Below are 26114 nucleotides of genomic sequence, written 5' to 3'. Positions count from 1 at the left end.
TTGGATAACTGAATAAGAGTGGCGTTTGTCCACTCGGTTTTGTATAAAAATAGTCGCGATGATTGGGCATAGCGGCTATTTTTTGCTGTCTTTTTTGGCAAGCGTAATTACGTTCTTTTTCCCTTGTTTGGAGGATATTCCTTGTATAGAAATGGTATAGATGACGCATGGTTTCTCGACTAAATTCTAACGTTTCAGGCCACATTAAGAGGAATTATGCCTAATGATTTCGCGCCTGTTTATCTTAAATTTAAATGTTGTCATCAACGTTCATGACGAAAGTACGTTTTCATTTCGTTGATGAAGATAGCGTTGTCATTTAGTATGAATTTTAAGAAAAGGTAGTGATGCTTATTACCTGGGTATTTTGCAACAATCCCAAGAGCGATTTCAAATCAGCAATAGATAGATCGAAACGGTTTAGTTCGTTTATCTATTGTACTTTCGAGCGTTGGGAATCGAATGATGCAAAATACTGACCTATAAGGAGGATATGAATATGAGCACAGTGGACGCAAAGTCCAATTCAAACGGAGGCGCTCGCGTTGCCGTACAGCGTTTCGGTCGTTTTCTCAGCGGTATGGTTATGCCCAATATGGGGGCCTTTATCGCGTGGGGATTGATCACGGCACTCTTTATTCCGACCGGATGGTTCCCGAATGAGGGTTTTGCACAACTGGTTGATCCGATGAAAAATTATTTGCTGCCGCTGCTGATCGGTTATACGGGTGGCACAATGATTCACGGACAGCGCGGAGGTGTGATCGGGGCCATTATGACGATGGGTGTCATTGTCGGGGCGGACATTCCGATGTTCCTCGGCGCGATGGTAGCGGGTCCGCTGGCTGCATGGATATTGAAGAAATTCGACAAAGCGATTGACGGCAAAGTTAAATCAGGCTTTGAAATGCTGGTCAATAACTTCTCGGCAGGGATTATCGGGGCGATTTTAGCGCTGCTTGCTCATGTGGCAATCGGACCGTTTGTACAAATTATCAGTCAAGTGTTGTCAGCAGGGGTACAGTTCCTCGTGAACGCAGGGCTTTTGCCGCTCGTCAACCTCATTATTGAGCCCGGAAAAGTATTATTTCTAAACAACGCACTGAACCACGGAGTATTGAGTCCGATTGCGCTGGAGGAGGCTTCAAGAACAGGCAAATCCGTTTTGTTCATGCTTGAATCGAACCCTGGACCAGGGCTCGGTATTTTGCTGGCCTACTGCCTGTTTGGTAAAGGCCCTGCGAAGTCGTCGGCTCCCGGCGCGGTTATCATTCACTTTTTCGGCGGGATTCATGAAATTTATTTCCCTTATATTTTGATGAAGCCGATTCTGATTCTTGCTGCTATAGCAGGGGGTGTGGTGGGAACGTTCTGTTTCATGCTGACAGGTGCCGGACTGGTAGCAGCTCCTTCACCGGGTAGTATCATCGCTTATTTCCTGATGACGCCAAAAGGCGGATATTTGCCAATGCTGAGCGGTGTGATTGCTGCTGCGGTCGTATCGTTTGCTGTTGCTGCTGTGTTACTCAAGACAGGTAAGCAAAAAGAAGAGGGGCTTGAGGAAGCGGCATCCCGCATGAAGGATATGAAAACTCAAAGCAAGGCTGCAGGCGAAAATACCACTGTAACGGAAGATAACCGCGAAGCTGATCGGGCTGCGGAGATTGGTGAAGTTCAAACGGTCAAGGATAAATCAGATGTGAACAAGATCGTCTTTTCCTGTGATGCAGGTATGGGCTCAAGCGCTATGGGCGCCTCGATTTTACGCAAAAAAATGAAGCAGGCGGATGTGGATGTCACGGTAACGAACACGGCAATCAGTGAGATTCCGCAGGATGCGGATATTGTTATTACGCAAAAAACGTTGACGGACCGGGCTAAAACGGTGGCTCCAAATGCCGAGCATATTTCTATTGATAATTTCCTGAAGAGTCCTGAATACGAAGCGCTGGTGGAACGTCTGAAATCCGATTCTTAATCCCCTGTAGTAGTCAGGCCGCCTTGTATGCAGTTCGTGTGTTCTGCGGAAGGGATGAGCTTGGGAAGGAACGGTATGCGCTTATGAATATTACGAAACGACAACGTGACATCGTGGAATATCTTCTGGAGCAGTCCCAAGAGGTAACGGCCGGGGAAATTGCCACGAAGATTAATGTCAGCACAAGGACGGTTCACCGGGAACTCAGTGCAGTCGAGCATTGGTTAGCGGCTCATGAGGTAAAGCTGGAGAAAAAATCAGGGATTGGTATCTATGTGGATGCCGACCCGGCTCAGCTTGTATGTCTGCGGGAGCAATTGATGCATACGAAGTCGGACGAATATTCGGCTGAGGAAAGAAAGATCGTGGTTCTCTGTATGCTGCTGGATACACAGGAGCCGATCAAGCTGCTGGCGCTGGCTGCTGATTTGAAGGTCGCAGTAACTACTGTCAGTCATGATCTGGACGAATTGCAAGGCTGGATCGTGGAACGGGGACTCGTGCTTGTGCGCAGACGCGGGTACGGCGTCGAGATTACAGGCCGGGAGACGGACAAAAGACGGGCGATTTCCGAGCTGGCTCTAGAGTATTTGGATGAATCGGATCTGTTTTCCAGCCGGGAGGAGCTTCGTCCTGTGACACGTGTCGCTGACAAGTTGCTGGAGATGATTGGCAGAGAGAACCTGCTGACCGTGGAAAATGCCCTCTGGCAGCCCCATGAGAAATGGCTGAAAAACATGGTGGAAAGCAAATATATGGAGCTGTTGATTCAAATTTGCGTTTCGCTGGCACGTCTGCGGCTCGGATACGTTGTGGATCATCGTCTCTCGTATTCCAAAACAGATTCGGATGAGAATATCATGCTGCGCACAGCTATGGTGGAACGCATATGCACGGAATTGTCAGAGGCGCTGGATATTGATTTTCCAGAGCCGGAACGATCTTATTTCAGACTGCTATTCCGTGATGCCGAGGATCATTCAACCCGGCTGCTGCCGCTGGATGATCTCGTACTGCTGGAGTCGGTTCATGAGTTGATTCGTCGTGTAGAGGAAGAGACAGACACGCCATTGGCAGAGGATCGTGTTCTGCGTGAAGGACTGATTGCCCATATGGCTCCGGTACTCAAACGTTTGAAGGAAGGCAGATCCATCCGTAATCCCCTGCTCCAGCAAATCCGCAAGGATTACGGCAGCTTGTTCGACTCGGTGAAGAAGGCTGCGGCGGGCATGACAGAAATGGAAGTGCCGGATGAAGAGATCGGATTTCTCGTCATGCATTTCGGCGCTTCGCTGGAGCGGCTGCGACAATTGCGGCGGGAGGTGCGGGCCATCGTCGTCTGCACGAGCGGCATTGGATCATCCAGGCTGCTGGCAACAAGGCTCGCCAAGGAGCTGCCACAGATCAAAATCGTGGATAGGGCCTCATGGTACGAGGCGGCGCGGATTCCGAAAGAGGATTATGATCTGATCATTTCGACGGTGGAGCTACCGCTGGAACCGGATCGCTATCTCAAGATCAGCCCGCTGCTGACGCAGGAGGAGAGTGACCGTCTGCGACATTTTATCCAGCATATTACACTCAAGCATCCCAATGATCAGCAGCAGGAGCAGGCCGTCCAGCCCGGTCAGGGCATGGAGTGGCTCACGGGGCTGCGAAAAAGTCTCGAGGAAATTGTACACATTGTACAGCAATTTCAAGTGTATACGCTGGAAAATCAGGGGATGGATATGCGCGCTACCGTACAGGCTATCTGCATGCTGGAGGCGGGGCGGGGGAACGTCACAGAGCCTTCTGGCATTGCTGCACAGCTCATGGAAAGAGAGCGCCAGGGTAGTCAGGTGATCCCTGATACCTCCATAGCTTTGTTTCATACGCGCAGCTACTATATTCGCGAGCCTTCGCTTACGCTGTATAAGCTGGCAGAGCCGCTGCTGGCGGATGCAGGCGAACAGGTAGATTGCGTGCTGCTTATGTTGGGACCTCGCGAGCTGCCGAGAGAAAGCCTGGAGGTATTGAGCGAGATTAGTGCATTACTACTTCGGGAAGACATGGTTACGCTACTGAAACACGGTAGCCGTGAGCATATCGCCAATTATATATCGAGTGAACTGGCTGAATTTTTTCACAGTAAATTAGGGACAGGGAGGAACCTACCGTGAGCATTATGACGATAGACAAAGTAAAAATGAACGCAACCGCCAAAGACAAATATGAGGCGATTCGCATGGCCGGACAAATCCTGCTGGATGCCGGACATATTACAGGTGAGTACATTGACAAGATGCTGGAACGCGAGGAGATCGTGTCTACCTATATCGGGAACGGGTTGGCTATTCCACACGGCACGAAGGAATCCAAGACGTTTATTCAGTCGACAGGCATCTCGATCATTCAGTTCCCGCAAGGTGTAGATTTTGGGGAAGAAAAAGCATATATGGTGATCGGCATCGCAGCACAAGGCGGCGATCATATGGAGATTTTGACGAGTATCGCTGTGGTATGCGCGGAGGAAGAAAACATGGATAAACTCCGCAACGCGGTGACCCCTCAGGAAATTATCGATCTGTTCGAAAGTGAGATGGAGCTATGAGAGCCGTCCACTTTGGAGCAGGAAATATCGGTCGCGGATTTATCGGATTGATTCTATCGCGGGCAGGTTATGAGGTTGTCTTTTCGGATGTTAACGACACTCTTGTATCCGAGTTACGCCGGCGCAAGCAATACACTGTAGAGTTGGCGAATGATACCAAGGATGCGGAGATGGTCACGAATGTAACCGCGATTGATGGCAAAGATGCAGCGGCTGTAGCGGATGCGGTAGACCAAGCTGATCTGGTAACGACCGCAGTGGGTGTCAGCATCCTCAAGCATATTGCAGCAGGCATTGCCGAGGGAATTAAGCGGCGGGTAAAACGCGGGGCAGCGCCGCTACATGTGATCGCCTGCGAAAATGCAATCGGAGGCAGCGCCCAACTGAAAGAGCATGTTTTTGCGCTACTGGATGAGGCGACTCGTGCCAAGGCGGAGGCTTCGGTTTATTTTCCCAATGCTGCTGTAGACCGGATTGTGCCGATCCAGCATCATGAGGACCCGTTGCACGTGCAGGTAGAGCCTTTTTACGAGTGGGTGGTGGATCGATCGCAAATGGCTTCTGACCATAAAGAGATCGAAGGCATCCTTTACGTGCAGGATTTGGAGCCTTACATTGAACGCAAGCTGTTCACGGTGAATACGGGGCATTGCGTGGCGGCCTACCTTGGTTATGCCGCGGGTTATGCTACCATTCAGGAAGCGATGAAGGATGACAAGGTGGTGGATTCGATCCAAGGGGCACTGGAGGAAACAGGGGCGGTGCTTGTGAAGCGCTTCGGTTTGGATCAGGGAGAGCATCAGAAGTACATCTCCAAAATTTTAGATCGCTTCCGCAACCCTAATCTGACAGACGAGGTCACTCGGGTTGGACGTTCACCCTTGCGGAAGCTGTCTCCCAATGACCGTCTTGTACGTCCGGCACTGCAAGCGGAGGAGTATGGCATCTTGACGGATCATCTGGCGCTAGGAATGGCTGCTGCCTGTAAATTTGATATTGCGGAGGACCCTGAGGCAGTCGAGCTTCAGCAGGTGATCCGCAGCGAAGGACTGGGTGTGGCGCTGACACGCTATACATCCATACCCGCAGACCACCCGCTACATCGGCAGGTATTGGAGCAATATGATATTATAAATTCATAAAACAACGTAATATCGCGCGTTATTTTCGATAATCTTCTTGAAGCCAATACATCTACACCAACACCCACAAAAGCGTGTTCTGTAGAGATGTGCTTCAAGAGGATTTTTTTATGCGTGATTTACATCACATAACAACCTGTCTAAATTGTTTATATTGATAATGATTATCATTATCCATCAAATGGATCATCATCATATCTTTTTAGGGAGGATTACAGTGAAACCGATCTATGTTACCTTAGGGTTTCTATTTTTGGCGCTTGGAGTCATTGGCGTGGTGGTACCGTTGCTGCCGACTACGCCGTTTTTGCTGCTGGCAGCCTTTTTCTTTATGCGGGGGTCTGAACGGATTCACCAATGGTTTTCGAATACCTCTTTGTACCATAAGCATCTGGAAAGCTTCGTCCAAACGAGATCGTTGAAGCTGTCCACGAAAATCATGACTCTGGGATTGGCGTCAGCCATGCTCATCACCGGCTTTATTTTAACCCCCCCAGTGTGGGCCAAAGTGATTATCGCGTTGGTCATCCTCTTCAAATATTATTACTTTATATTCCGGGTCGGAACGGTGAGAGGCACTACAGGGGAAACTCCATCCCCAACTCCATCTGTAGCTGCACTTGCTGATACCACGAAGAAAAGGTCTAAAATGGTCGATAGCCGTCTGCTTGGTCTGGTGGAGCATTCCCGAAAGTATATCGTTCTGGGTGTGCTTGTGCAGTGGATCGGTCTTTTAGGCAGTATAGCCGCTGTTTTGTCCATGTCCTTTGTTTTGCAACAGGCATGGACGGGACAAGTTACCCGTAAGCTGATTCTATCTGTGACGGCCATTGTCGTTGCTGCGATTGCAGTCCGATGCTTGTGCAATTATGCAGCCAGTATGCTGTCCTATCGGGCTTCCGTGAATGCCAAAAAAACGCTGCGCTCGCAAATTTACGGCAAGCTGCTGAAGCTGGGGCCAGCGTATACGGATCATACCTCCACATCGGGGGTTATTCAGGTTGCTGTAGAAGGAGTGGAGCAGCTTGAAACCTATTTTGGCAGATACATGCCCCAGTTATTTTACAGTCTGCTTGCACCCGTAACGTTGTTCATCACATTATCCTTTGTCAGCTTCAAGGCTGCCATTATCTTGTTGATCTGCGTTCCGCTGATTCCGGTGTCGATTATAGTCATTATGAGGATGGCTAAAAAGCTGTTTCGAAAATATTGGGGCAGCTATGTCAATCTGGGTCACAGCTTTTTGGAAAATGTACAGGGCCTGACCACGCTTAAAATATACGGGACAGACCAGGAGAAACATCAGGAAATGAACACGGCGGCCGAGGATTTTCGCAAAATGACAATGAAAGTACTGACCATGCAGCTAAACTCGGTGGCAGTCATGGACCTTATTGCATTTGGCGGTGCCGCTGCGGGCGTTCTGGTCGCAGTGAGCGAATATTCTGCTGGTCATATCGGCTTGGCGGGAGCGTTGATCATTGTGCTGCTGTCGGCGGAGTTCTTCATTCCGCTGCGGCTGCTGGGCTCCTACTTTCATATCGCCATGAACGGCATGGCAGCGAGTGACAAAATATTTCAAATTCTGAGTACAGAGGAGCTAGTACAAGGAAAAAAAAGCATCAAGACTACCGATATTCGACTGGATCAGGTGAATTTTGCCTACGACGAAAGGGACACCCTGCGAAATATATCTATGGAAATTCCTCAGGGCAGTTTTGTTTCCATTGTCGGGGAATCTGGCTCTGGTAAAAGTACAGTAGCCGGATTAATCGTTGGTCATCATGAGGGTTATCAAGGAAGTCTGACCGTTGGAGGAACCGAGCTTGCCGCCATTTCAGAAGAAAGCCGTATGCGGCATATGACCTGGATCGGTTTCAACAGCTATATTTTCAAGGGCACGGTCGAAGCTAATTTGAAAATGGGCAATGAGCACGCGAATGAGGAACAGATGCTGGAAGCGCTGCGGCAGGTGAAGCTGTATGACTTTGTTCTCTCACAGGGAGGGCTGGAAGTAGAGCTGGAGGAGCAGGGAGCGAACCTGTCAGGGGGACAACGCCAACGGCTAGCGCTGGCAAGAGCGCTGCTGCATGATAGTAGCGTGTACATTTTTGACGAGGCTACCTCTAACATAGACAGTGAGAGCGAGGCAGGCATTATGGAGGTTATACATGCGCTGGCAGGCAGCAAAACCGTTATTCTCATCGCGCATAGACTGGAAAATGTTGTCCAATCCGACCGCATTTATGTGCTGCGGAACGGCCAAGTGGCAGAGTCCGGCACACATGCTGAACTAATGAGCCAGCAAGGGCATTATGCCGAGATGTATCTCAGCCAACACCAGGTAGAGCAGTTTGTAAAAGGAGGTGCTGTATATGCGTAGACACGGAATGCGGATTATGGCCCAATTACTGGTACTGGCCGGGCCTCTTTTACCCGTTCTGCTCATAACGATCGTTACTGGAGTGCTTGGATTTGCTTGTGCTATTGGCATTATTGTCTATGGAGCCCTTGCCCTGCTTACAGCAACGGGCATCACGACGGGCTACAGCATGACGTTCCTGCTCACGCTCATCGTGGTTTGTGCTGTACTGCGCGGCGTGTTCCGTTATGGCGAGCAAATGAGTGGTCATTATCTCGCATTCAAGCTGCTGGCTGTGCTGCGTGACAAGGTGCTTCAAGCCCTGCGCAGACTGGCGCCAGCCAAGCTCGAAGGCAAGGACAAAGGGAATCTGATCTCGCTGATTACAAGTGATATTGAGCTGCTGGAAGTGTTTTATGCACATACGATAGCGCCTGTTATGATCGGAATCATTACTTCCCTGTTGATGGTATTCTTTATCGGTTCCTATGAACCTGTGTTAGGTTGGCTCGCTGCGCTTGCTTACATAACGGTCGGTCTGTTCATTCCCCTGTTAACGTCGCGTATGGGCAGACGTCAGGGGATGGAATACCGGAGCAGCTTCGGCAAGCTGAGCAGTTATTTCCTGGATAGTCTACGTGGTATGAAGGAAATTGTGCAATACGGGCGCGGGGAACAACGACTGGCGGAGATTAACCGTCGCACGGATCAATTGGATGCCAAGCAGAAGAGCTTGAAGCATCATGAAGGCATCACAAGAGCGATAACGGATGCAGCGGTCGTGGGTTTTTCATTTCTGATGCTACTGGCTGGATTGTATGGCATGTCCAAGGGGCAGGTCAGCTTTACAGGGATGCTTGTTTCCGTCATTGCCCTGTTTAGCTCGTTTGGCCCGGTAGTTGCGCTTAGCAATTTGTCCAACAATCTGCTGCAAACGCTGGCGAGCGGGGAACGCGTGCTGAGTCTGCTGGAGGAAACCCCGGAGGTCGAGGAAAATATCGGGGGAATGAGCGTTGCTTTTTCCGGGGCGAAGGTGGACAGGGTTACTTTTGCATATGATGGTCAGACGGTGCTGGATGATGTAAGTCTCACGATACCGCACAAGCGGATTACAGGTATTCAGGGTAAAAGCGGCTCTGGCAAGTCCACTTTGCTCAAGCTGTTGATGCGGTTCAGGGACCCACAGCAGGGCGGGATATTGCTATCTGGACATGATTTGAAAGAAATCGGAACGAAGCATTTGAGAGGTCTGCAAAGCTATGTGGATCAGGATACGTTCCTGTTTGATGACACGATTGCGGCCAATATTAAAATTGGAAAACCTGATGCTACGCATGAGCAGGTTGTGGAAGCAGCCCGCAGGGCGTCGGTGCATGATTTTATTATGACCTTGCCTCAAGGATATGACAGCCGTGTTGGAGAATTGGGGGACAGGCTGTCCGGTGGTGAACGTCAGCGGCTGGGGCTGGCCAGAGCCTTTGTTCATGATGCTCCGCTCCTGCTGCTCGATGAGCCTACCAGCAATTTGGACAGCCTGAACGAAGCGATTATCTTAAAATCATTAAAGGAACAGCAGCAGGATAAAACGATTGTCCTTGTTTCCCACCGAGGCTCTACCATGCGGATTGCGGACGATATGTTTCAGATGGATAACCGTAGGCTGTCCTGACGTGTGTGAAGGGATAAAGGGAATTATTTATGGTGCTTGAAGGGCTGCTGCTGTAGCCTGTTCATGGTTTTGTCATAAAATGGAGTGTGCGTGTGAAATGAAAGCAGCATCCGTATTTGAAATCATCCAACTTTTCAAGCTTGTCTTATTTTGATAGCCTAGTAGGTGAGGATTTTGCAAGAATCCACAAAGCGACGTGTAATCAGCAATATATAGATCGAAATGATTTTTTCCGTCTATGTATTGTACCTTGGAGCGACTGGAATCGAATTTTGCAAAATCCTGAGGTATACTGACAAGTCGTATACATCATAAATGATGGATGAACAGAGGCTGAAAGCCGATGTAACGAAATGGGTGGTGAACAGGAATGTCTGATTTCAATCAACTCAAGGAGCTTGAGCACACAACATATCCCACATATGAAGGCCATGATTTGGGTCTTACTTATACGCCTGCGGGCAGCATGTTTAAAGTATGGGCACCGACTGCGAAGCAGGTCCATGTAGCGCTGTATGACAACGCTGGATTGTATGACCAGGAAGGTAACGTTCAGGACCATAGCGGTGGCCGGGAATTTCCGATGAGCCGTGATGAGCATGGTGTATGGTCCGTAGAGCTGGAAGGCGACTGGAACAAGTATTATTACATGTACAGGCTGGACGGGGCAGACAGTACCCTTCATTATGCCGCCGATCCTTATGCGACAGCGGTATCAGCCAATGGACAGCGCACGGCAATCGTTGATTTGATTCAAACCCATCCGGACGGATGGAAAGAGGATGCTGGACCCACACTTGCCCGGGCTACGGATGCCATTATATATGAGCTTCATGTGCGTGATTTTTCAATGGATACACATTTTAATACTGGAGAAAAAGGCTTATCTGCCGCACAAGGACGGTTTGCAGCCTTTACGTATACGGGACTAAAAGATTCGGTGGGCAACAGCATCGGACTGGATCATTTGCTGGAGCTGGGCATTACACATGTCCATCTGCTTCCAGTAGCTGATTTCCATACGGTAAATGATTTTGCGGAACAGGGCACGGAATATAACTGGGGTTATGATCCCCAGCACTATAATGTGCCGGAGGGATCTTATTCTTCCAATCCGGCTGACCCGGAGGCACGTATACGGGAGTTGAAGCTGCTAGTGCAATCCCTGCATAATGCTGGCATCGGTGTCATTATGGACGTCGTGTACAACCATACTTTCTCGGTGGAAAAAGGGCCGTTCGACCCTGTTGTACCGGGTTACTATTACCGTACGGATGAGCATGGGCAGCTTTCCAACGGCTCGGGTGTGGGTAATGAGGTGGCAAGCGAACGCCCGATGGTTCGCAAGTATATCAAGGATTCGCTGCGCTATTGGGCAGAGGAATATCATATAGACGGCTTCCGTTTTGATCTGATGGGACTGATAGATACGCCGACTGTGGAGCAGCTTACACAGGAGCTTCGCTCTGAGGTTCGTACCGATCTGCTTATCTATGGAGAGCCTTGGACGGGGGGAGAATCCCCGCAGCCTCTGCTGACGTTAAAAGGAACACAACGGGACAAAGGCTTTGCCGTCTTCAATGACAACTATCGTTCTGCTATTAAGGGTGACAGTGATGGTACCGCAAGTGGCTTTGCCACGGGGGCATGGGATCAGGAGGAACTGGTGCTTAAAGGTGTTTTTGGAGCTATTCATGATTTTACAGCCCAACCTTCGGAAACGGTCAATTATGTCACGGCTCACGATAATCTCAATCTGTGGGATAAAATTTTGACGGTGCGGCATTTGCGGGAACGCTGCGGTTTTCCTCAATGGAAGCAGGGTCAGCCGCAGGATGGGAGAGCCGCCGAACAAGCCGTGGCGGATGCAGACCCGTACCGGGAAGTGAATGAGCATGACTTGCTGGAGAATGAAACCGTACGCAAATCCTTGCTGGCAAACGGCATGGTGCTGACCTCCCAGGGCATTCCCTTTATCCATGCAGGTGATGAACTGTTGCGCTCCAAATATGGAGACCATAATAGCTACCGTAGTGTGGATGTGGTGAATGCTATTCGCTGGGAGAACAAAGCGAGATTTCGTCCCGTATTTGATTACTATCAGGGACTAATCGCTTTACGGCGCAGTCATCCGGCATTCCGGATGGATCATCGGGAGCTGGTGAAGCAGCATATGGAAGTGCTGCACAGCAGCGGGCATGTGGTAGCTTTTGCATTGAGGCACCATGCTAACGGCGATGCCTGGAATCAGATTGTGGTGATTTATAACGGCTCGGATACGGAGCAGACGATACTGCTGCCTGTGGAATCGGATCGCTGGCATGTCGTTGTGGATGCTCACGGGGCTGGAAATGAGATACGGTATGAAGTAGCAGGCCATCGTGTGACCGTTTCGCGCTGGTCGATGATGGTACTGTATGATCAGGAGGAACCCGCTCAGCCATCCTTTTTGACCGGACAGGATCAGACGACCGAGCTGGCGGAGAACGGATTGGAAGGTTCGGATGAGGGAACAGACCAAGAAATCGCAGGTTACTACGAAGAAGTGGCGTTGTATCGCACCATTGAGTTGATTTACGAGCGTGCGGATCGACAATATTCTGGCTGGAATGTGTGGGTATGGGGCACCGGATGCCGGGACGGACATGTAGAATTGAGTGAATTGGATGACGGTCGCGCAGTAGCGCTTATTCAAGTGGCTCCTCATGTGCGGCGTATCGGCTATATCGTCCGCCTCAATCAGTGGGATGCCAAGGATATTGAGGCCGATCGGTATATTGATGTAGACCTGAACCGATCTGTGATGCAGGTATTGATTCACAGTGGCAGAGAAGAATATTTGCTGCTGGTCAACGACAACCGGGCAGGATAGCTTTATAGGGGTGGTTGTCTTTCGTACATTGAATAGCATTTTTCGATTATTTCGAGAGATGCTATTTTTTTATGCAAACGTGTGTCATTTTCAGAAAAAAGGGGTAATATAGAATTATGGACTTGTTTGATTTTGCCAGCTTGCTGGCTTATACCTTGTAGTGCGACTGGTGAACAGGCAAGATTCTTGAGGAATAATCATTTGTAAGGTAACCTGAAGGAGGTTGTATATCATGAGTTCTAATGGAGGAAGTATTCAACTGACCGCCCAGCCGAGAACAGAGAAGAAGGGTTCGGCACTTCGTGGATTGAGGTTAAAAGGACGGATTCCAGCTGTGGTTTACGGCTCTGAGCTTGAAGGAACCCCTGTACATGTCGATGCCAAAGAATTTAATAAAGTAGTCAGAACCGGACGTTCGGAGGTGTTCAACCTCACCGTAGAGGGTGGAGAAACCATTCCGGTCATCATTAAGGATTATCAGCAGCGTGACAACCAGTGGTTGCATGCCGATTTTTTGAAAATTTCCAAAAACAAGCCGCTTCGCGTGCGTGTTTCTATTGATTATCAGGGTACACCTGTAGGTACAAAAACGGGCGGTATTCTGCAAATTCAGGAAAACGAAGTCGAAGTCGAGGGTCTTCCTGCTGACCTGCCATCTACCATTGAGGTGGATGTATCCGCACTGGATGTCGGTGACAAGCTGAGCGCGAGCGACCTGAAACTTCCTAAAGGAGTAACGTTGCACGTTCCTGAGGAAGAGTTGCTTGCTTCCATTATCGTTCCGCGTGCGGTTGAGGTGGAAAATGCTGCTGTGGCAGGCGATGCAGCTGCAACAGAAGGTACAGAAAAGGCTTCCGAAAACAAGGAGGCCTGATGCTGTAGGTCATCGGATAGATGAGTGTCTTCCTGCCGAAGACGGCTATTCAAAGATAAATGTAAAATCGCTCCCTGATCAGGGGGCGATTTTTTGCGTTTAAATAATATGCGATTACATCCATCTAGTGATGATGTCATTTTGTGACTTGGTAATTAAAGGTGATTGGAAACCACCATATTGATTTGCTCTTTATTTTTGCTGTATCCGTCTTACCGATACTTTCTGGTGGCTATGATCTTAAATCTGTGTAATATTTTTGTGCAAATTTCGATCGGTACGCCTGCAGGTCCACCTGTTACCAGTTCTTTGCGCTATGTTCACGAGTTTGTGATTGTTTTATTAATTGGGCTTTTGCTGTTAGTGGTGTCGGTATTGAATCAAATGCAGTATCAAAAAAGTGAAGAGCAAAATAAAGATATTAATGCGACAAGGCAACGTATTGATTTTCTTTTTGAACAGGTTAGACAAGCTGTGGCTGGATTGTATAGCTTTACCGAGCGTTTTAAAGTGTAACCGAACAGTTAGTGCGGCGTCGGAACAGATTTTTGCTGGTGTGGAGGAGCAACAAAATATAACCTCCAACATGGTGGCTGGCTTCGGTGAGCTGGAGACGCTGATTATCCAATTGAAAGAGCTGGTACAAGAAAAGAATGAGGACAGTAACCATATCGAAACCAGCAAAAGCAAGTAATCAGATAGCTTCATCATCGGGCTAATGAGCCGAGGAATATCGCTATCAGACGGTAATCCCCGGTTTTTTGCTGATGTAGAGTTGAGAGTATATTTCTAAAAGCTATAATTACATAGGCTGAACTAAAAAAGGTACATGGAAAACGGAGTAGGCGGAATGGTGCTGTACAAGCGAAGCGGTCGCTTTTGTCCCCGGATTTCTTCCCTGATCAGAGGCTTTATTCGAGAAATCCGGGGGGCGGTGGCGATGGGAAGCACTATCCGACTGTGCAGTGGCGCAATAGGTAACTTTTAAGTTCAGTTTATATAGATGGAAGTTGATGGTATAATTTGTGGCAGTTTAAATGCTTCGTATATAGGGGGAATGACCATGATCATGGGAAAGCAAGCGCCCAAACTAAAGGCTGGAGACGAGATACGCATTCTTTCGCCGTCCAGAAGTTTGTCTATCGTTTCTGAGAAAAATCGTCTAATTGCCCAGCAAAAGCTGGAGCAACTCGGATTTGTGGTAAGCTTTTCGCAGCATGTGCTGGAAAGCGATGATTTTACATCTTCCTCAATAGAATCCAGAGTAGCAGATTTACACGAAGCTTTTGCCGATCCGAAGGTGAAGGGCATTTTGACTGCCATTGGAGGGTATAATGCTAATCAGCTCCTTGCCCACCTTGACTATGAACTGATTGGCGCTCATCCTAAACGGTTATGTGGTTATTCGGATATTACTGCTTTAAGCCATGCCATATATGCAAAGACGGGACTTATCACGTATGCAGGGCCTCATTTTTTGACATTTGGCATGCAGCAAGGAAATGAATATACGACAGCGTATTTTCAAAGGATGATGTTGGAAGAGGGCAGTATTCAAATCCAGTCTTCGCCAGAGTGGAGTGACGATACATGGTATTTGGATCAGGATCAACGAATCTTTCACCGCAATGTCGGGCCTTATGCGATTCACGAAGGAGAAGCATACGGTACGATTGTGGGTGGAAACCTTTGCACCCTGAATTTGTTGCAGGGAACGCCGTATATGCCGAGTCTGGAAGGAACGATTCTATTGGTTGAGGATGATTATGAAAGCTCTCCTGCTACGTTTGATCGAGATTTGCAATCATTGCTGCACCAGCCGGGATTCGATCAGGTGAGAGGAATCATCATCGGACGTTTTCAGCAGGCATCTCATATGACGGAAAAGTTGCTGCGGCAAATCATTAGCTCGAAAAAGGAACTGACCTCTATTCCGGTGATTGCAGATGCCGATTTCGGACATACCACACCACAATTTACATATCCGATTGGCGGGAAGGCGAGTATTCGTGCCCGGAATGACATGATTGATCTTGAAATATGTGAATAGTGAGTGGGATAGAGAAGGCTTAATGATGGGTTTATATTTAGGAGGAACGCATGTGAACGGCTTTTTGGAAACGCTGATGCAGCTATTTGAACGCGCAGCGTTGTTGCTGATTTGTCTATTTTTTATTACCCGTATTCCCCGGTTTAAGGAGACCTTGCAGAAGAACAGTCATTCCCCGGCAGAGCTGACGCTATTAACGATGATTTTTTGCATGTTTGCACTGTTTGGCACGTACACCGGGATTGAAGTCGAAGGCTCGCTTGTCAATGTCCGGATTATTGCGATTATGGCGGGTGGCATCTTATTTGGACCGTGGGTCGGGATTATTACGGGTATTGTATCGGGTATTCACCGTTATCTGATTGATATCGGGGGAGTGACCTCAATTCCGTGTCTGATTACGAGTATTCTGGCAGGTGTGGTATCGGGATATATTGGGCGCCGGGTCGACCGCTCCAAGAGGTGGCTGGTCGGTATTGCCGCCGGGATGATCTGCGAAACATTAACGATGCTCCTTATTCTGGTGATGGCACAGCCGTACGAGCTTGGTTTGGACATCGTCTCTAAAATAGGTTTGCCCATGATTATCGGGCAAGTCAGCGTCGGTCTGATCGTTCTGCTGATTCAGAGTGTCGAGGGGGAAAAGGAAAATATCGCGGCCAGACAGGCCAAGCTGGCACTAGATATTGCCAACAAGACTTTGCCTTATTTTCGCTCCATTAATGCGGAATCGTTGCATACCATTTGTTCGATCATTAAGGAGGATATCAAGGCGGACGCGGTGGCGATTACGGATACCAGAGATGTATTGGCCTACGTTGGTTTTGGCGAGGAACGTTATCATATCGGCGACGAGATCATTAGCGATGTGACCAAATCGACGATCCGCAGCGGTAAAATCACGATTCGCAACCATATTGCCGACGATAAAACACCCCAAATCCAGTCTCTGCTCATTATCCCGCTGGAGGAACGGGGAGAGGTGACCGGAACCCTGAAAATTTACTACCGCAAAGCTTATAAAATCACGTATCCGTTGCAAACGATGGCGATTGGCTTGTCCCAAATTATTTCCACATTAATGGAAGTATCGCGGGTGGAGCAAATTAAGGAAGCGGCGAATAAAGCCGAGTTGAAGGCGCTCCAGACTAAAATTAATCCGCATTTTCTGTTCAACGCACTGAACGCCATTGCCTCTACGACGCGCACCAAGCCGGATAAGGCACGAGAGCTGATCATTAATTTGTCGGGATATCTGCGTTATAATTTGGAGCTGAATGATGATTTGATCGAAATTCATAAGGAGCTTCAGCAGGTGTCTGATTACGTGGAAATTGAAAAAGCCCGCTTCGGGAACCGGCTTCAGGTGGAGTATGTGATGGACGAGGTGTCTGTGCGCATTCCAAGCCTTATTATTCAGCCGTTGGTTGAGAATGCGATTAATCATGGAATTCTCAAGAAAAAGGGACCGGGTACAGTGACCATTTCCGTAAAGGATCGGGGAGAAAAGGTGCGGATTTCTGTGGCAGATACAGGAGTAGGCATACGGGATGATGTCGTGGATAACCTGTATCATGATCGGGTTCCAGCCAAACAAATTGGCTTGTATAATGTGCATAGACGACTCAAGCTCATGTATGGAGAAGGGGTTATTATTCTCAAGCATGAGCAAGGCACCGAAGTTTATTTTGACATACCAAAGGAGCAGTCATGAAGGCCATCATTGTAGAAGATGAAATTCCGGCGCGTGAAGAGCTGGAGTATCTTATTCAGACCCACAGCCATATTGAAGTGACGGACAGCTTTGAGGACGGGCTGGACGTGTTCCGTTTTTTGCAGGACCATGAGACGGATGCTATTTTTCTCGATATTAACATTCCTTCGGTGGACGGGATGCTGCTGGCGCAGAACATTAGCAAATTTGCCAAAAAGCCTTATATTATTTTTACGACCGCCTACAAAGAGCATGCCGCGCAGGCTTTCGAACTGGAGGCATTTGATTACATCCTCAAGCCGTATGATGAAAAGCGGATCGCCGCCATGCTGCGCAAGCTGGAAAATGCTTATGAGCAGCGAAACGTTCAGGTACAGGAGAATGCCCAGCCTGCGCAGCCCCGACCTGCTGAAACCAGCATCGTTAGCGCCCCGGGCCGTATCAATCTGCTGAAAAACGACAAAATCATCGTAACGGATGCCAACGATATTTATTATGCGTGCGCACAGGAAAAGGTCACTCTTGTCTTTACTAGACATGAGGAATATACGATGCCGATGAGCATCTCGGATTTTCATGCCCGACTGCCGCAGCAGGACTTTTTCCGCTGTCACCGATCCTACACGGTTAATCTGTCGCAGATCCGTGAAATTGTACCTTGGTTCAATCATACGTATCTCCTGCGCTTGCGGGGTCTGGACGCGGAGATTCCGGTAAGCCGCAGCAAGGCCAAGGAATTTCGGCAAATTATGCGGCTATAAAGGCATTTCATTCCGCTATAGGTGCATTTCATTCCTCAAACGATTTCTGGCTAACATGCAACGTTATAATGATCCATGTAGAGAGAATCCTTACAGACTTGCTTCTCCCAAGACGCAAAGCGTACTGGATTCCCGGTCATCATGATAACGAATTGAAGCTATAGAGCCGGAATGAAAAGAGGAGATTCATATGAAAACAAACAGCGGAAACCGTTGGCTGGTCGTGCTTGGAACGATCATCGTCCAAATGGGATTAGGAACGATTTACACATGGAGTTTATTCAATCAACCGCTGGTGGACCGCTTTGGCTGGAATCTCAGCTCGGTCGCCATTACATTTTCGATTACCAGCTTTGCGCTGGCATTTGCTACGTTATTCGCAGGCAAGCTACAGGATAAATGGGGACTACGTCGTCTGATTTTGTGTGCGGGCGTCGTGTTGGGCGCTGGACTCATGCTCAGCTCACAGGTAACTTCCCTGTCCCTGTTGTACATTTTGGCGGGTATTGTTGTAGGATTTGCGGATGGTACGGCTTATATTACATCACTGTCGAATCTGATTAAATGGTTTCCTGAGAAAAAAGGACTCATTTCCGGTATCTCGGTTGGGGCATACGGAACAGGCAGTCTTATATTCAAGTATATTAACGGTTCGCTGATTCAGTCCGTTGGCGTATCGCAGGCATTTCTGTATTGGGGAATGATCGTGCTAATCATGATTGTGGGTGGTTCTTTCCTGGTGAGAGAAGCTGCAGTCGTGAACAAGCCTTCGGTACAAAATGGAGTTGTGCAGCGTGACTACACTGTTAAAGAAATGCTGCGCACCAAGCAGGCGTATCTGCTATTCGTCATGTTCTTCACAGCTTGTATGAGTGGCTTGTATCTGATTGGAGTTGTAAAGGATATCGGCGTACGGATGGCGGGGCTGGATGTAGCTACAGCCGCTAATGCGGTTGCTATGGTCGCTATTTTCAACACGGCGGGTCGGATCATATTAGGTGCGCTGTCGGATAAAGTTGGTCGTCTGAAAGTAGTAGCGGGTGCGCTGCTAACAACAGCGGTCGCAGTTGCAGTGCTGAGTCTGGTGCCGCTGAATTACGGTTTGTTCTTTGCCTGTGTAGCAGGGATTGCCTTCTGCTTCGGTGGTAACATTACAGTCTTTCCTGCCATCGTAGCTGATTTCTTCGGTCTGAAGAATCAAAGCAAAAACTACGGTATCGTGTATCAGGGCTTTGGCCTTGGTGCGCTGGCGGGATCCTTTATCGCAGCCTTACTCGGCGGATTCATCCCGACCTTTACCACGATTGCTGTGCTGTGTGTCGTATCGTTCCTGATTGCGCTTACCATCCGGACCCCGGATCAAGGCAATCTGCGCAGCCAACGAAAGAAAGATACCAACAGCATGCGCAGCATGAAGCCTGAAACGAAGCTGGGTTAAAAGGGATTGAGAACAAAGTACCAGATGAATGCCAAAAGACCTGTCATCATTTCTCTGAGGGAGATTATGGCAGGTTATTTGTTTTTCCATTATTCGATTATACGGTATAATAAAAAGATATGTGATAAGCCGATATATACAAAAGACATAAGCTAAGAACCTGACAGGAGGACGAGTCATGATCGTGGATACAAGCGGGAATCTGCTTGCCCGCAATACGAAGCTGCGAAATACATATCAAATTCGAAGCGCCTTGTCCCGCAGTGAGCTGGCCATCGTGTATACGGCAAGGCTGTTGGATAATCGTGAAAAGGTCATTGTTAAGGAGTTTTTTCCGAATGCGCTCGCTTTGCGGGGATCGGATCGAAAAATGGTGACCTGCAGTGCATCTATGCAATTCAAATACGTGGAGTTTATGCATTATTTTTTGCGTGAAGGGCAAATGCTCAAGGAATTAAGCCATCCGGGTATTGTCGGTTATATAGATCACTTCGAAGAAAATGGAACCGCTTATCTGGTCATGGAATACTGTGCCGGCAAGACGCTGGACAGGGTGATGAAGGAAGAGGATGCTCCAACATCCGATCCTGCTTTTTTGTACCATGCGCTGCTGCCTTTAATTGATGCCATGGAATACATTCATGATAAAGGCATTATTCATCGGGATATTAAGCCGGGCAACATTATGATCGGGGGGAATGGCAACATCAAGCTGCTTGATTTCGGATCGGCTGTGCATTTTGAAGGCAAAGAGCATCCGATTTTCACCACGGCGGGCTACTCTCCGCTGGAGTTCTACTCTAACCGCTCGCAGCAAGGACCCGTGTCAGATATCTACAGCCTGGCGGCCACGCTGTATTATTGCCGAAAAGGATCACCTCCACCGGATGTGCCGGGCAGATTGTTTGCAGATCAGGCTGACCGGATTCAGATCGAAAATGCAGGTCTTTCCCTGCTGCCGTATGTGATTCGGCGTGGTCTGGAGGTACAGGCTAACAAGCGTTGCCGCTCGCTCAGATGGTTTAAAGCCGCACTGCGTGCGGAATATTGGATAAAAAAAGGGAAGCGCCCAACTCTTACGGTTCGTTAATCGTAAGAGACGGCGCTTCCCTTTTTTGTTTCCGAAGTACGTTATCCTGTCGGAGCTTGAATATGATCGGTGTACACGGAGGTATTGGGCTTGATCGCCTTGTACCGCAGCTCGATTTCAGTAACACCGTCCTCGAACGTAATGTACAGCTTGTCGCTGTACTCCAGCACGGCCTTTTTATTGCGGGTAATTCTGACTTTCCCGTGCTGCAAGGCGCAGCGTGTATCATGTTTGACCACCAGAGTCCCTTTTTTACCCGCGGAAAAGACAATCCGCTCCGCTTCCGGCAGCGGTTCGTGAACGTCAAGCGTACGGAACAACTCCTGCAAGCTGACCTTCTGTCCCGGAAAGGAGGTAAGCGGCCAGGATTTTACCGGAATCTCCTGTCCACTTGCTGTCGCGAGGAAATATCCTTCGATTCTTCCCGCAAACTGCGGTTTTGGCCGCAAGAACCAGTACAGAAGTGCCGCTACTACGACACTAACAGCTACCGTCCATTTGATGGCTGTATACCGGGACTGTACGGAAACGGTCAGCGTAGCGCTACTGGATGCTCCTTCCGAATCGGTAGCGGTAATTTTCAGCTCGGAGTCGCCCGTGTGAAGCCCGGATAACAGCAGATCTGTGTCGTTAATCTCAGCATTCACCGCATCCCCGGAGGCTCCTGAATCCAGCTTATAGGTGAGCTTGTCATGATTAGGATCAGCAAAAAATTCGCTTAAACTCCGGCGGGCATTCCCGTCTTCCTTCACCAGACGAATCGTCAGGTCCTTTAAAGCCTGCGGTGCTGCATTCGCCGCATGGACGGTATGGACTGCTCCCTTGCGATACCATTGCGGGCTGTCCAAAGACAACTGCCACGTATAATCTCCCGTTAGAGGGAACGCGTATTCGGCCTGAAAGAATCCCAACTTGTAGGTCATAGGTACCTTTTTGCTTGTACCACCCTTTACGGGTGTAACCATGATATGGGCTTGAAGTGATTTATATATGGCTTCGTCTGTAAGCCTTTGACCATCCGGCAGCAACAACTGAGCTTTGAACGGTATGGCTTGTCCTTTAAGTAGCTGCACGGGTTTGTTTCCAGTGGCTTGTGTTTCCTTAATTCCTGTCATGGTGGCCTCGGCTTCCAGTCGATAGCTGCCAAGCAAATTGATTTTGACCAAATCTCCGCGAATGCCCCTCAGTTTCAGCTTTACTTTGCCTGCCTGTGGATGCTCAATTTTTAAAATTGCATATCGGCTCGATTTGTACCTGCGGACATTTTCTGAATTGGAATAGAGCTGTGTTTCCTGAAGAGGATGCTCCGACAAAAGTACCAGATTGGCTTCTTCCATACTAGAGTCCGGTATATCCACGGTTAATTCCTGCATTTCGCCAGTGGTTGTAATCGCCGCGACTGGAACGAGCTTGGAACGAATTTGGCTGGCGAAAATACGGTTTAATATTTCTGGCAGATCCTCGGCGCTGCTCGTTATAAAAGAAGCTCCCCCCGTTTGCGAAGCGATTCGCTCCAGTTCCTGACGGTTCACCGTCCCGTCATGATTCAGACCAATCGTATACACCGGGTATCCTTTAGTCTGTGCAGATTTAATAACGGAGGACACGTCATTACTTGAGTCTCCTTTGGATCGGGAACCGGAAGAGGCTCCAAAATCAGTCTCTCCATCTGATAACAGGATCATAAAAGGCTGACGTCCTTTAGAAGCCCCTGCGGAAAGCAGTTCCGAGCCTTTACGCAATCCAAGTCCCAAATCTGTATAACCGGAACGGTTTAGCGTTCTGATTTCCTGCTGAATTTGTGATTTTTGCGCTGCTACCGCAATAGAAGTCAGCGACTTCGAGGCGACTACATGATGGTTGTAAGCGACGAATCCGACGCGTGTACGGTCTGCATCACTCAAATCCATAAACATATTGATAACTTCGGCCGCAATGCCCTCGGGATCGGTATCCCTCATGGAATAGCTGGTATCCAATACAAAAACGGCATCATAACCCTCGACCGGAACAGTTCCCAAAGATACGGCATTGGCCTGATTTACAGTCCCAATGACCCCGTTTGAGCCAATTTGAAAAAATAGTACAAAAGTCATAAAAGAAATGATTCCCAATTTCCTCATTCTGAACATAAGCCCCTCCATCGACGAGGCCAATGCGGGCGCGCCCACTCTCCTAATCCTTGGGATATAAGGGATAAAGGATAAAAACAGACTGTTAACCCTCACATTAGCCATGAATTTGATACTTTTACGCTTAACAGATATATCCAATGGATTTCTATCGGCAATTGAGTTCCATTTGTGAATAATTCCCTGAATAAACAGGTCTAACATATCATGAAAATTACGTATTTACGCATAAAATGAGTCGAATTGCCCTGTTTCAATCTGGGGCTACAGAAATTGACAAAACTAACGGGTACTTTGTATGATAGCTCTCGTATCAACGGCAAAAAATGGGATAGCAGTAGGATCACGGAATAGCAGAAACGCAATATTCCTTGTTATCTGAACAACATATCTCCGTTTGTTAATTTTGTAATTAAAAGTTAAATGAACGCTTCGGACTAATTTTCGAGGTTACATGCCTGTACTGCATATGCAGTATGAGCCGAATCCTTTGGCCAATTTGAATGTTATGTAGGGGGGGAGGAGGCAAAAGAACTAAGCGTGGAAACCCGGCTGCTCTAAATTGGACATCCCGTGTCCGTGTATGGGGCTTTCGGCGTATATCCATACTTTATTCGTTTGCCGACAGCGATGGAAATCATTTATCAAACAAACCGGACAATGCTTTTTGAAGAAATCAACCCGGAAAAGCTGGACCTGATCACAATTGTAGGTGATGTGAAGGGCATTGACAGCTTGAGTGATGAGAAAATCAAGGAAATTAACCAGCACCTTCTGGTGCGCAGCTTCGACGAATTTTTGGATAAATTTTCGCCGACTGTGTATTCGTTTTTTAACGCGGCTAATCAAAAAGTGGTCTATACCCTCAAAAAGCCGGAAGGGATTGATGAGGACAGCATTTCTGAAATTCGTGTGAACCAAAGTAATGATTTTCTGAAAATGTTGTTTACGCTCATTGACACCAAGCGTAGTCAAGGAATCACAAACGTAGATTTCAAGTTTGAAAATCTGCTGGACATGATTTCTCCGAAAAAGGTTATGGACGATATTCGCCAAGTCCGCAAAGAAATTCACTATATGTATGGTGAATATGACAAGCTGGATGATGGCGATCCGAAGAAACTCGACATGGGCGACAAGCTGAATGGCATGTTCGAGGAAGCAAGCCAGAACTATAACAACGTTATGGCGATGCTGCCATTGGCGATTGAGGATATCAAAACCCGCCTTTTGCTCGGTGGTGCCCAGGAGGAAAACTCCGGTGAGCTGATCCAGGTGGGTATGCTCTCCATTGGGGAAAGCGGCGAGCTGAAAATCATTGAAGCACCGAAGAGTGACAGCACCGAGCTGATGCTGCTGGATGAGAACAGCACGGGCGATCTGTCACAGGTGTTCGAGGAAGATTACAACTCTATTACGGATACGCCTTCCGACTATGTGAAGGATTTGGTGGTGCGCACGTTTGTGCCGCTGCCAGCTGTTCAGACCAAGGTCGATACAGCAGTTGAAGTTCAGAACTACAACACGTATCTGGAGTTCTATAAAAATGCCAAGGATGATTTCGTAAAGGCGGTTAAGCCGCTTGTGGAAAAAATCCTCGGTGTCAAAATGTTCTTCGATCAATATGCAACGAAGAGTAAAGGTATGTTACCAACCATGCTGGTGGCAAATAACAAGCTGGACATGCTGGTGAAAAGCAGCAATATCCCGCGTCTGGAAACATACCTGAATACCGTGAATGCCAAAAATGAATTCAGCGACACGATCTGGTTCGGTATCGTCCCATCCGTCGAGCTGGAAGCAGCTGGTAAGGTGAAGGTTTCACGTGAACGCTTCAAAGGCAACGAGAAGGTCGTTAAGCAGGGCGGAAATTCTATGGAATCGCTCTCGATGCTGCTGCAAGTCGTGAAGGATTACAAAATTCAAATGTTCTTTAATTTTGAATCCGGTGAAGAAACGACTTTCAACAGTATGGCGACAGCAGGCATCGATAAATATGTCGATAAATGCGCCAGTCTCGTTCGCAGAGAATACAGCGAATTTGCAATTCCTTGCGTACCGAACTTCACGATTATTCCGAAGGACAAATCGGGTGTCATTATCGACAGCAAAATGCTACAGACCGAAAGCGGTGTGGAGCTCTCCAAGGAGAAAGAGGATATTCTCAAGCTGTGGATCGAAGGCGTTTATGTGGGTGCAGCCTATGTTGCCGCTGGTTTGGTCGCTTCTTATCAGTGTCCTGAGTACCTGCGTGAGACATTCAAAACGGTCAACAAAAACTTCCCTGGCGTACGCTTTGACATTGAAGCGGGAGACAACAGTCTGCGCACGGTGACGACGATGGCCAAGGAAATCACCGGGTTCACCAACACGATCAAGGATGCCATCAACCGTAAAAACTTCGGTTTTGTGTTCTCGTCCGAGAATGCTCAGATTCAGGATAAGGATATCCGCCGGATTACCGTCTACAAGGCGAGAAGCATGGCGATGTCTGAGGACGGCTTTGACTCCATCTACAAGACGCTGGTCAGCACGTACATTGAACGTATTTTGCGCTACCAGACAGGAGACTTCAAGCACGAAAATATCGTCCGCTTCTTCAGTAACAATCCGAGCAGCCAAAAGAGCAAGTGGTTGGGCAGCAGAGGATCTGTTAACTCGATCATTCAGGACGGAGACGATATGAGCTTCATTATTGATGAGAAAAGCAATATGTGCCATATCGATCTGGTCTTCAACGGCAATGTGAAGAACCTGGAAGTCATGATTACTAAAGGAACCAGCTCGGTCAAATCATGATCCGAGCGCTACGAAAGATGTTAGAGGCGATTCTATCCAGAACTGCCTTTATACATAAATTGCGGAGAAGCCCTGCTTCTCCCGCCATCATATTACCTAATTTCAAGGAGGCAACACACATGGGATTCAGACTGAAAGTTGAAGGACAAGAAACAATCGAGCTGGGCTTGGATAACATCCAAACGGTTATTTATGACACCGATACACCGGACGACTCCAATGCACGTTCCACTGACGTAGGCTCCACGCTGCGCATCAGCGGTAAAATTATCACAGCCGTAGACGGCGACAGCGCGGATGACACGCTGAAACTGGCTTTGTGGTCCCTGGTTCCTGCTGAAAAAGCAGACAGCTACCGTAAAGTAACACTGGAAGTTATCGCAGCTGACCAAGTTGTGCGTAAAATCCACTTCCCGAATGCATTCGTTGTAGACTACAACGAGCACTTTGGCGACACAGAAGGTGTAGGTGCGTTTACACTCTTCATCAAACAAAAGAAAGACAAAACCGAGCTGGCTACCATCGACGGCGGATATCCGGTTTAAGCTTGACGTCCTGACGTTAAGCGCAGCTTGAACACACACTCACTCCACGTGCAAGCGTAGGGTGGATCAATATTAAGAGGCCCCCGGGTCTCTTA

19 protein-coding genes are annotated in these 26114 nt (G+C 48.3%); 18 read left to right on the top strand and 1 reads right to left on the bottom strand.

Annotated elements, in window-relative coordinates; genetic code table 11:
- Nucleotides 1-499 precede the first annotated feature (499 nt).
- The 16 genes from ABIA61_RS22910 to ABIA61_RS22835 all read left to right on the top strand — a co-directional run bounded on the left by ABIA61_RS22910 (nucleotide 500) and on the right by ABIA61_RS22835 (nucleotide 20543).
- A complete protein-coding gene (locus tag ABIA61_RS22910; protein ID WP_283652929.1) occupies nucleotides 500-1978 on the top strand; it encodes a PTS mannitol transporter subunit IIBC in 1479 nt (492 codons plus the stop codon).
- Between the two features lie 83 nt (nucleotides 1979-2061).
- Nucleotides 2062-4140 carry a BglG family transcription antiterminator gene (locus ABIA61_RS22905; protein ID WP_404581311.1) on the top strand — a complete coding sequence of 693 codons (2079 nt, stop codon included), beginning with the start codon at nucleotides 2062-2064 and terminating at the stop codon, nucleotides 4138-4140.
- A complete protein-coding gene (locus ABIA61_RS22900; protein WP_014282897.1) occupies nucleotides 4137-4571 on the top strand; it encodes a PTS mannitol transporter subunit IIA in 435 nt (144 codons plus the stop codon). The genes ABIA61_RS22905 and ABIA61_RS22900 overlap by 4 nt, the downstream gene beginning before the upstream one ends.
- Nucleotides 4568-5713, top strand: a complete 1146-nt coding sequence (locus ABIA61_RS22895) for a mannitol-1-phosphate 5-dehydrogenase (protein WP_404581310.1) — start codon at nucleotides 4568-4570, stop codon at nucleotides 5711-5713. Before ABIA61_RS22900 ends, ABIA61_RS22895 begins: the two co-directional genes overlap by 4 nt.
- 217 nt (nucleotides 5714-5930) lie before the next feature.
- The gene (locus tag ABIA61_RS22890) at nucleotides 5931-8096 is read left to right on the top strand and encodes a DUF454 family protein (protein WP_404520992.1); all 2166 of its coding nucleotides are present in this window, start codon (nucleotides 5931-5933) and stop codon (nucleotides 8094-8096) included.
- On the top strand, nucleotides 8089-9744 hold the full coding sequence (locus ABIA61_RS22885) for an amino acid ABC transporter ATP-binding/permease protein (RefSeq protein ID WP_283652924.1): 1656 nt from the start codon (nucleotides 8089-8091) through the stop codon (nucleotides 9742-9744). Before ABIA61_RS22890 ends, ABIA61_RS22885 begins: the two co-directional genes overlap by 8 nt.
- 370 nt (nucleotides 9745-10114) lie before the next feature.
- On the top strand, nucleotides 10115-12616 hold the full coding sequence (gene pulA / locus ABIA61_RS22880) for a type I pullulanase (RefSeq protein ID WP_404581309.1): 2502 nt from the start codon (nucleotides 10115-10117) through the stop codon (nucleotides 12614-12616).
- 232 nt (nucleotides 12617-12848) lie between these two features.
- Nucleotides 12849-13490 carry a 50S ribosomal protein L25 gene (locus tag ABIA61_RS22875; protein ID WP_283652922.1) on the top strand — a complete coding sequence of 214 codons (642 nt, stop codon included), beginning with the start codon at nucleotides 12849-12851 and terminating at the stop codon, nucleotides 13488-13490.
- A 234-nt stretch (nucleotides 13491-13724) separates the two neighbouring features.
- Complete coding sequence (locus ABIA61_RS22870; RefSeq protein WP_404581308.1) at nucleotides 13725-14006, top strand: hypothetical protein; 282 nt, start codon at nucleotides 13725-13727, stop codon at nucleotides 14004-14006.
- A 40-nt stretch (nucleotides 14007-14046) separates the two neighbouring features.
- Complete coding sequence (locus ABIA61_RS22865) at nucleotides 14047-14184, top strand: hypothetical protein (protein WP_283652920.1); 138 nt, start codon at nucleotides 14047-14049, stop codon at nucleotides 14182-14184.
- Nucleotides 14185-14319: 135 nt separating this feature from the next.
- Complete coding sequence (locus ABIA61_RS22860) at nucleotides 14320-14478, top strand: hypothetical protein (RefSeq protein ID WP_404581307.1); 159 nt, start codon at nucleotides 14320-14322, stop codon at nucleotides 14476-14478.
- Nucleotides 14479-14553: 75 nt separating this feature from the next.
- Nucleotides 14554-15540, top strand: a complete 987-nt coding sequence (locus ABIA61_RS22855; RefSeq protein ID WP_404581306.1) for a S66 family peptidase — start codon at nucleotides 14554-14556, stop codon at nucleotides 15538-15540.
- 52 nt (nucleotides 15541-15592) lie between these two features.
- Nucleotides 15593-17254 (top strand): sensor histidine kinase, encoded by a 1662-nt coding sequence (locus ABIA61_RS22850; RefSeq protein ID WP_283652918.1) that lies wholly within the window; start codon nucleotides 15593-15595, stop codon nucleotides 17252-17254.
- Nucleotides 17251-18015 carry a LytR/AlgR family response regulator transcription factor gene (locus ABIA61_RS22845; RefSeq protein WP_404581305.1) on the top strand — a complete coding sequence of 255 codons (765 nt, stop codon included), beginning with the start codon at nucleotides 17251-17253 and terminating at the stop codon, nucleotides 18013-18015. Before ABIA61_RS22850 ends, ABIA61_RS22845 begins: the two co-directional genes overlap by 4 nt.
- A 190-nt stretch (nucleotides 18016-18205) precedes the next feature.
- Nucleotides 18206-19453, top strand: a complete 1248-nt coding sequence (locus tag ABIA61_RS22840; protein ID WP_283652916.1) for an L-lactate MFS transporter — start codon at nucleotides 18206-18208, stop codon at nucleotides 19451-19453.
- Between the two features lie 178 nt (nucleotides 19454-19631).
- Nucleotides 19632-20543 (top strand): serine/threonine protein kinase, encoded by a 912-nt coding sequence (locus tag ABIA61_RS22835; RefSeq protein WP_404520990.1) that lies wholly within the window; start codon nucleotides 19632-19634, stop codon nucleotides 20541-20543.
- Nucleotides 20544-20584: 41 nt separating this feature from the next.
- Here the strand turns inward: ABIA61_RS22835 and ABIA61_RS22830 are convergent, their stop codons facing one another.
- Nucleotides 20585-22675 carry a VWA domain-containing protein gene (locus tag ABIA61_RS22830; RefSeq protein WP_404581304.1) on the bottom strand — a complete coding sequence of 697 codons (2091 nt, stop codon included), beginning with the start codon at nucleotides 22673-22675 and terminating at the stop codon, nucleotides 20585-20587.
- Between the two features lie 630 nt (nucleotides 22676-23305).
- On the opposite strand from ABIA61_RS22830, the gene ABIA61_RS22825 reads away from it, so the two are divergent.
- Nucleotides 23306-25474, top strand: coding sequence for a transcriptional regulator (locus ABIA61_RS22825; protein WP_283656309.1), 2169 nt, complete (start codon nucleotides 23306-23308; stop codon nucleotides 25472-25474).
- A 119-nt stretch (nucleotides 25475-25593) separates the two neighbouring features.
- The gene (locus tag ABIA61_RS22820; RefSeq protein ID WP_283652913.1) at nucleotides 25594-26019 is read left to right on the top strand and encodes a membrane-associated protease 1; all 426 of its coding nucleotides are present in this window, start codon (nucleotides 25594-25596) and stop codon (nucleotides 26017-26019) included.
- Nucleotides 26020-26114: the final 95 nt, after the last annotated feature.

Origin of the sequence: Paenibacillus sp. RC21 (genome assembly GCF_044907935.1) — a bacterium.
Taxonomy (GTDB): domain Bacteria; phylum Bacillota; class Bacilli; order Paenibacillales; family Paenibacillaceae; genus Paenibacillus; species Paenibacillus terrae_A.
This window is presented reverse-complemented; position numbering and strand designations above follow the sequence as displayed.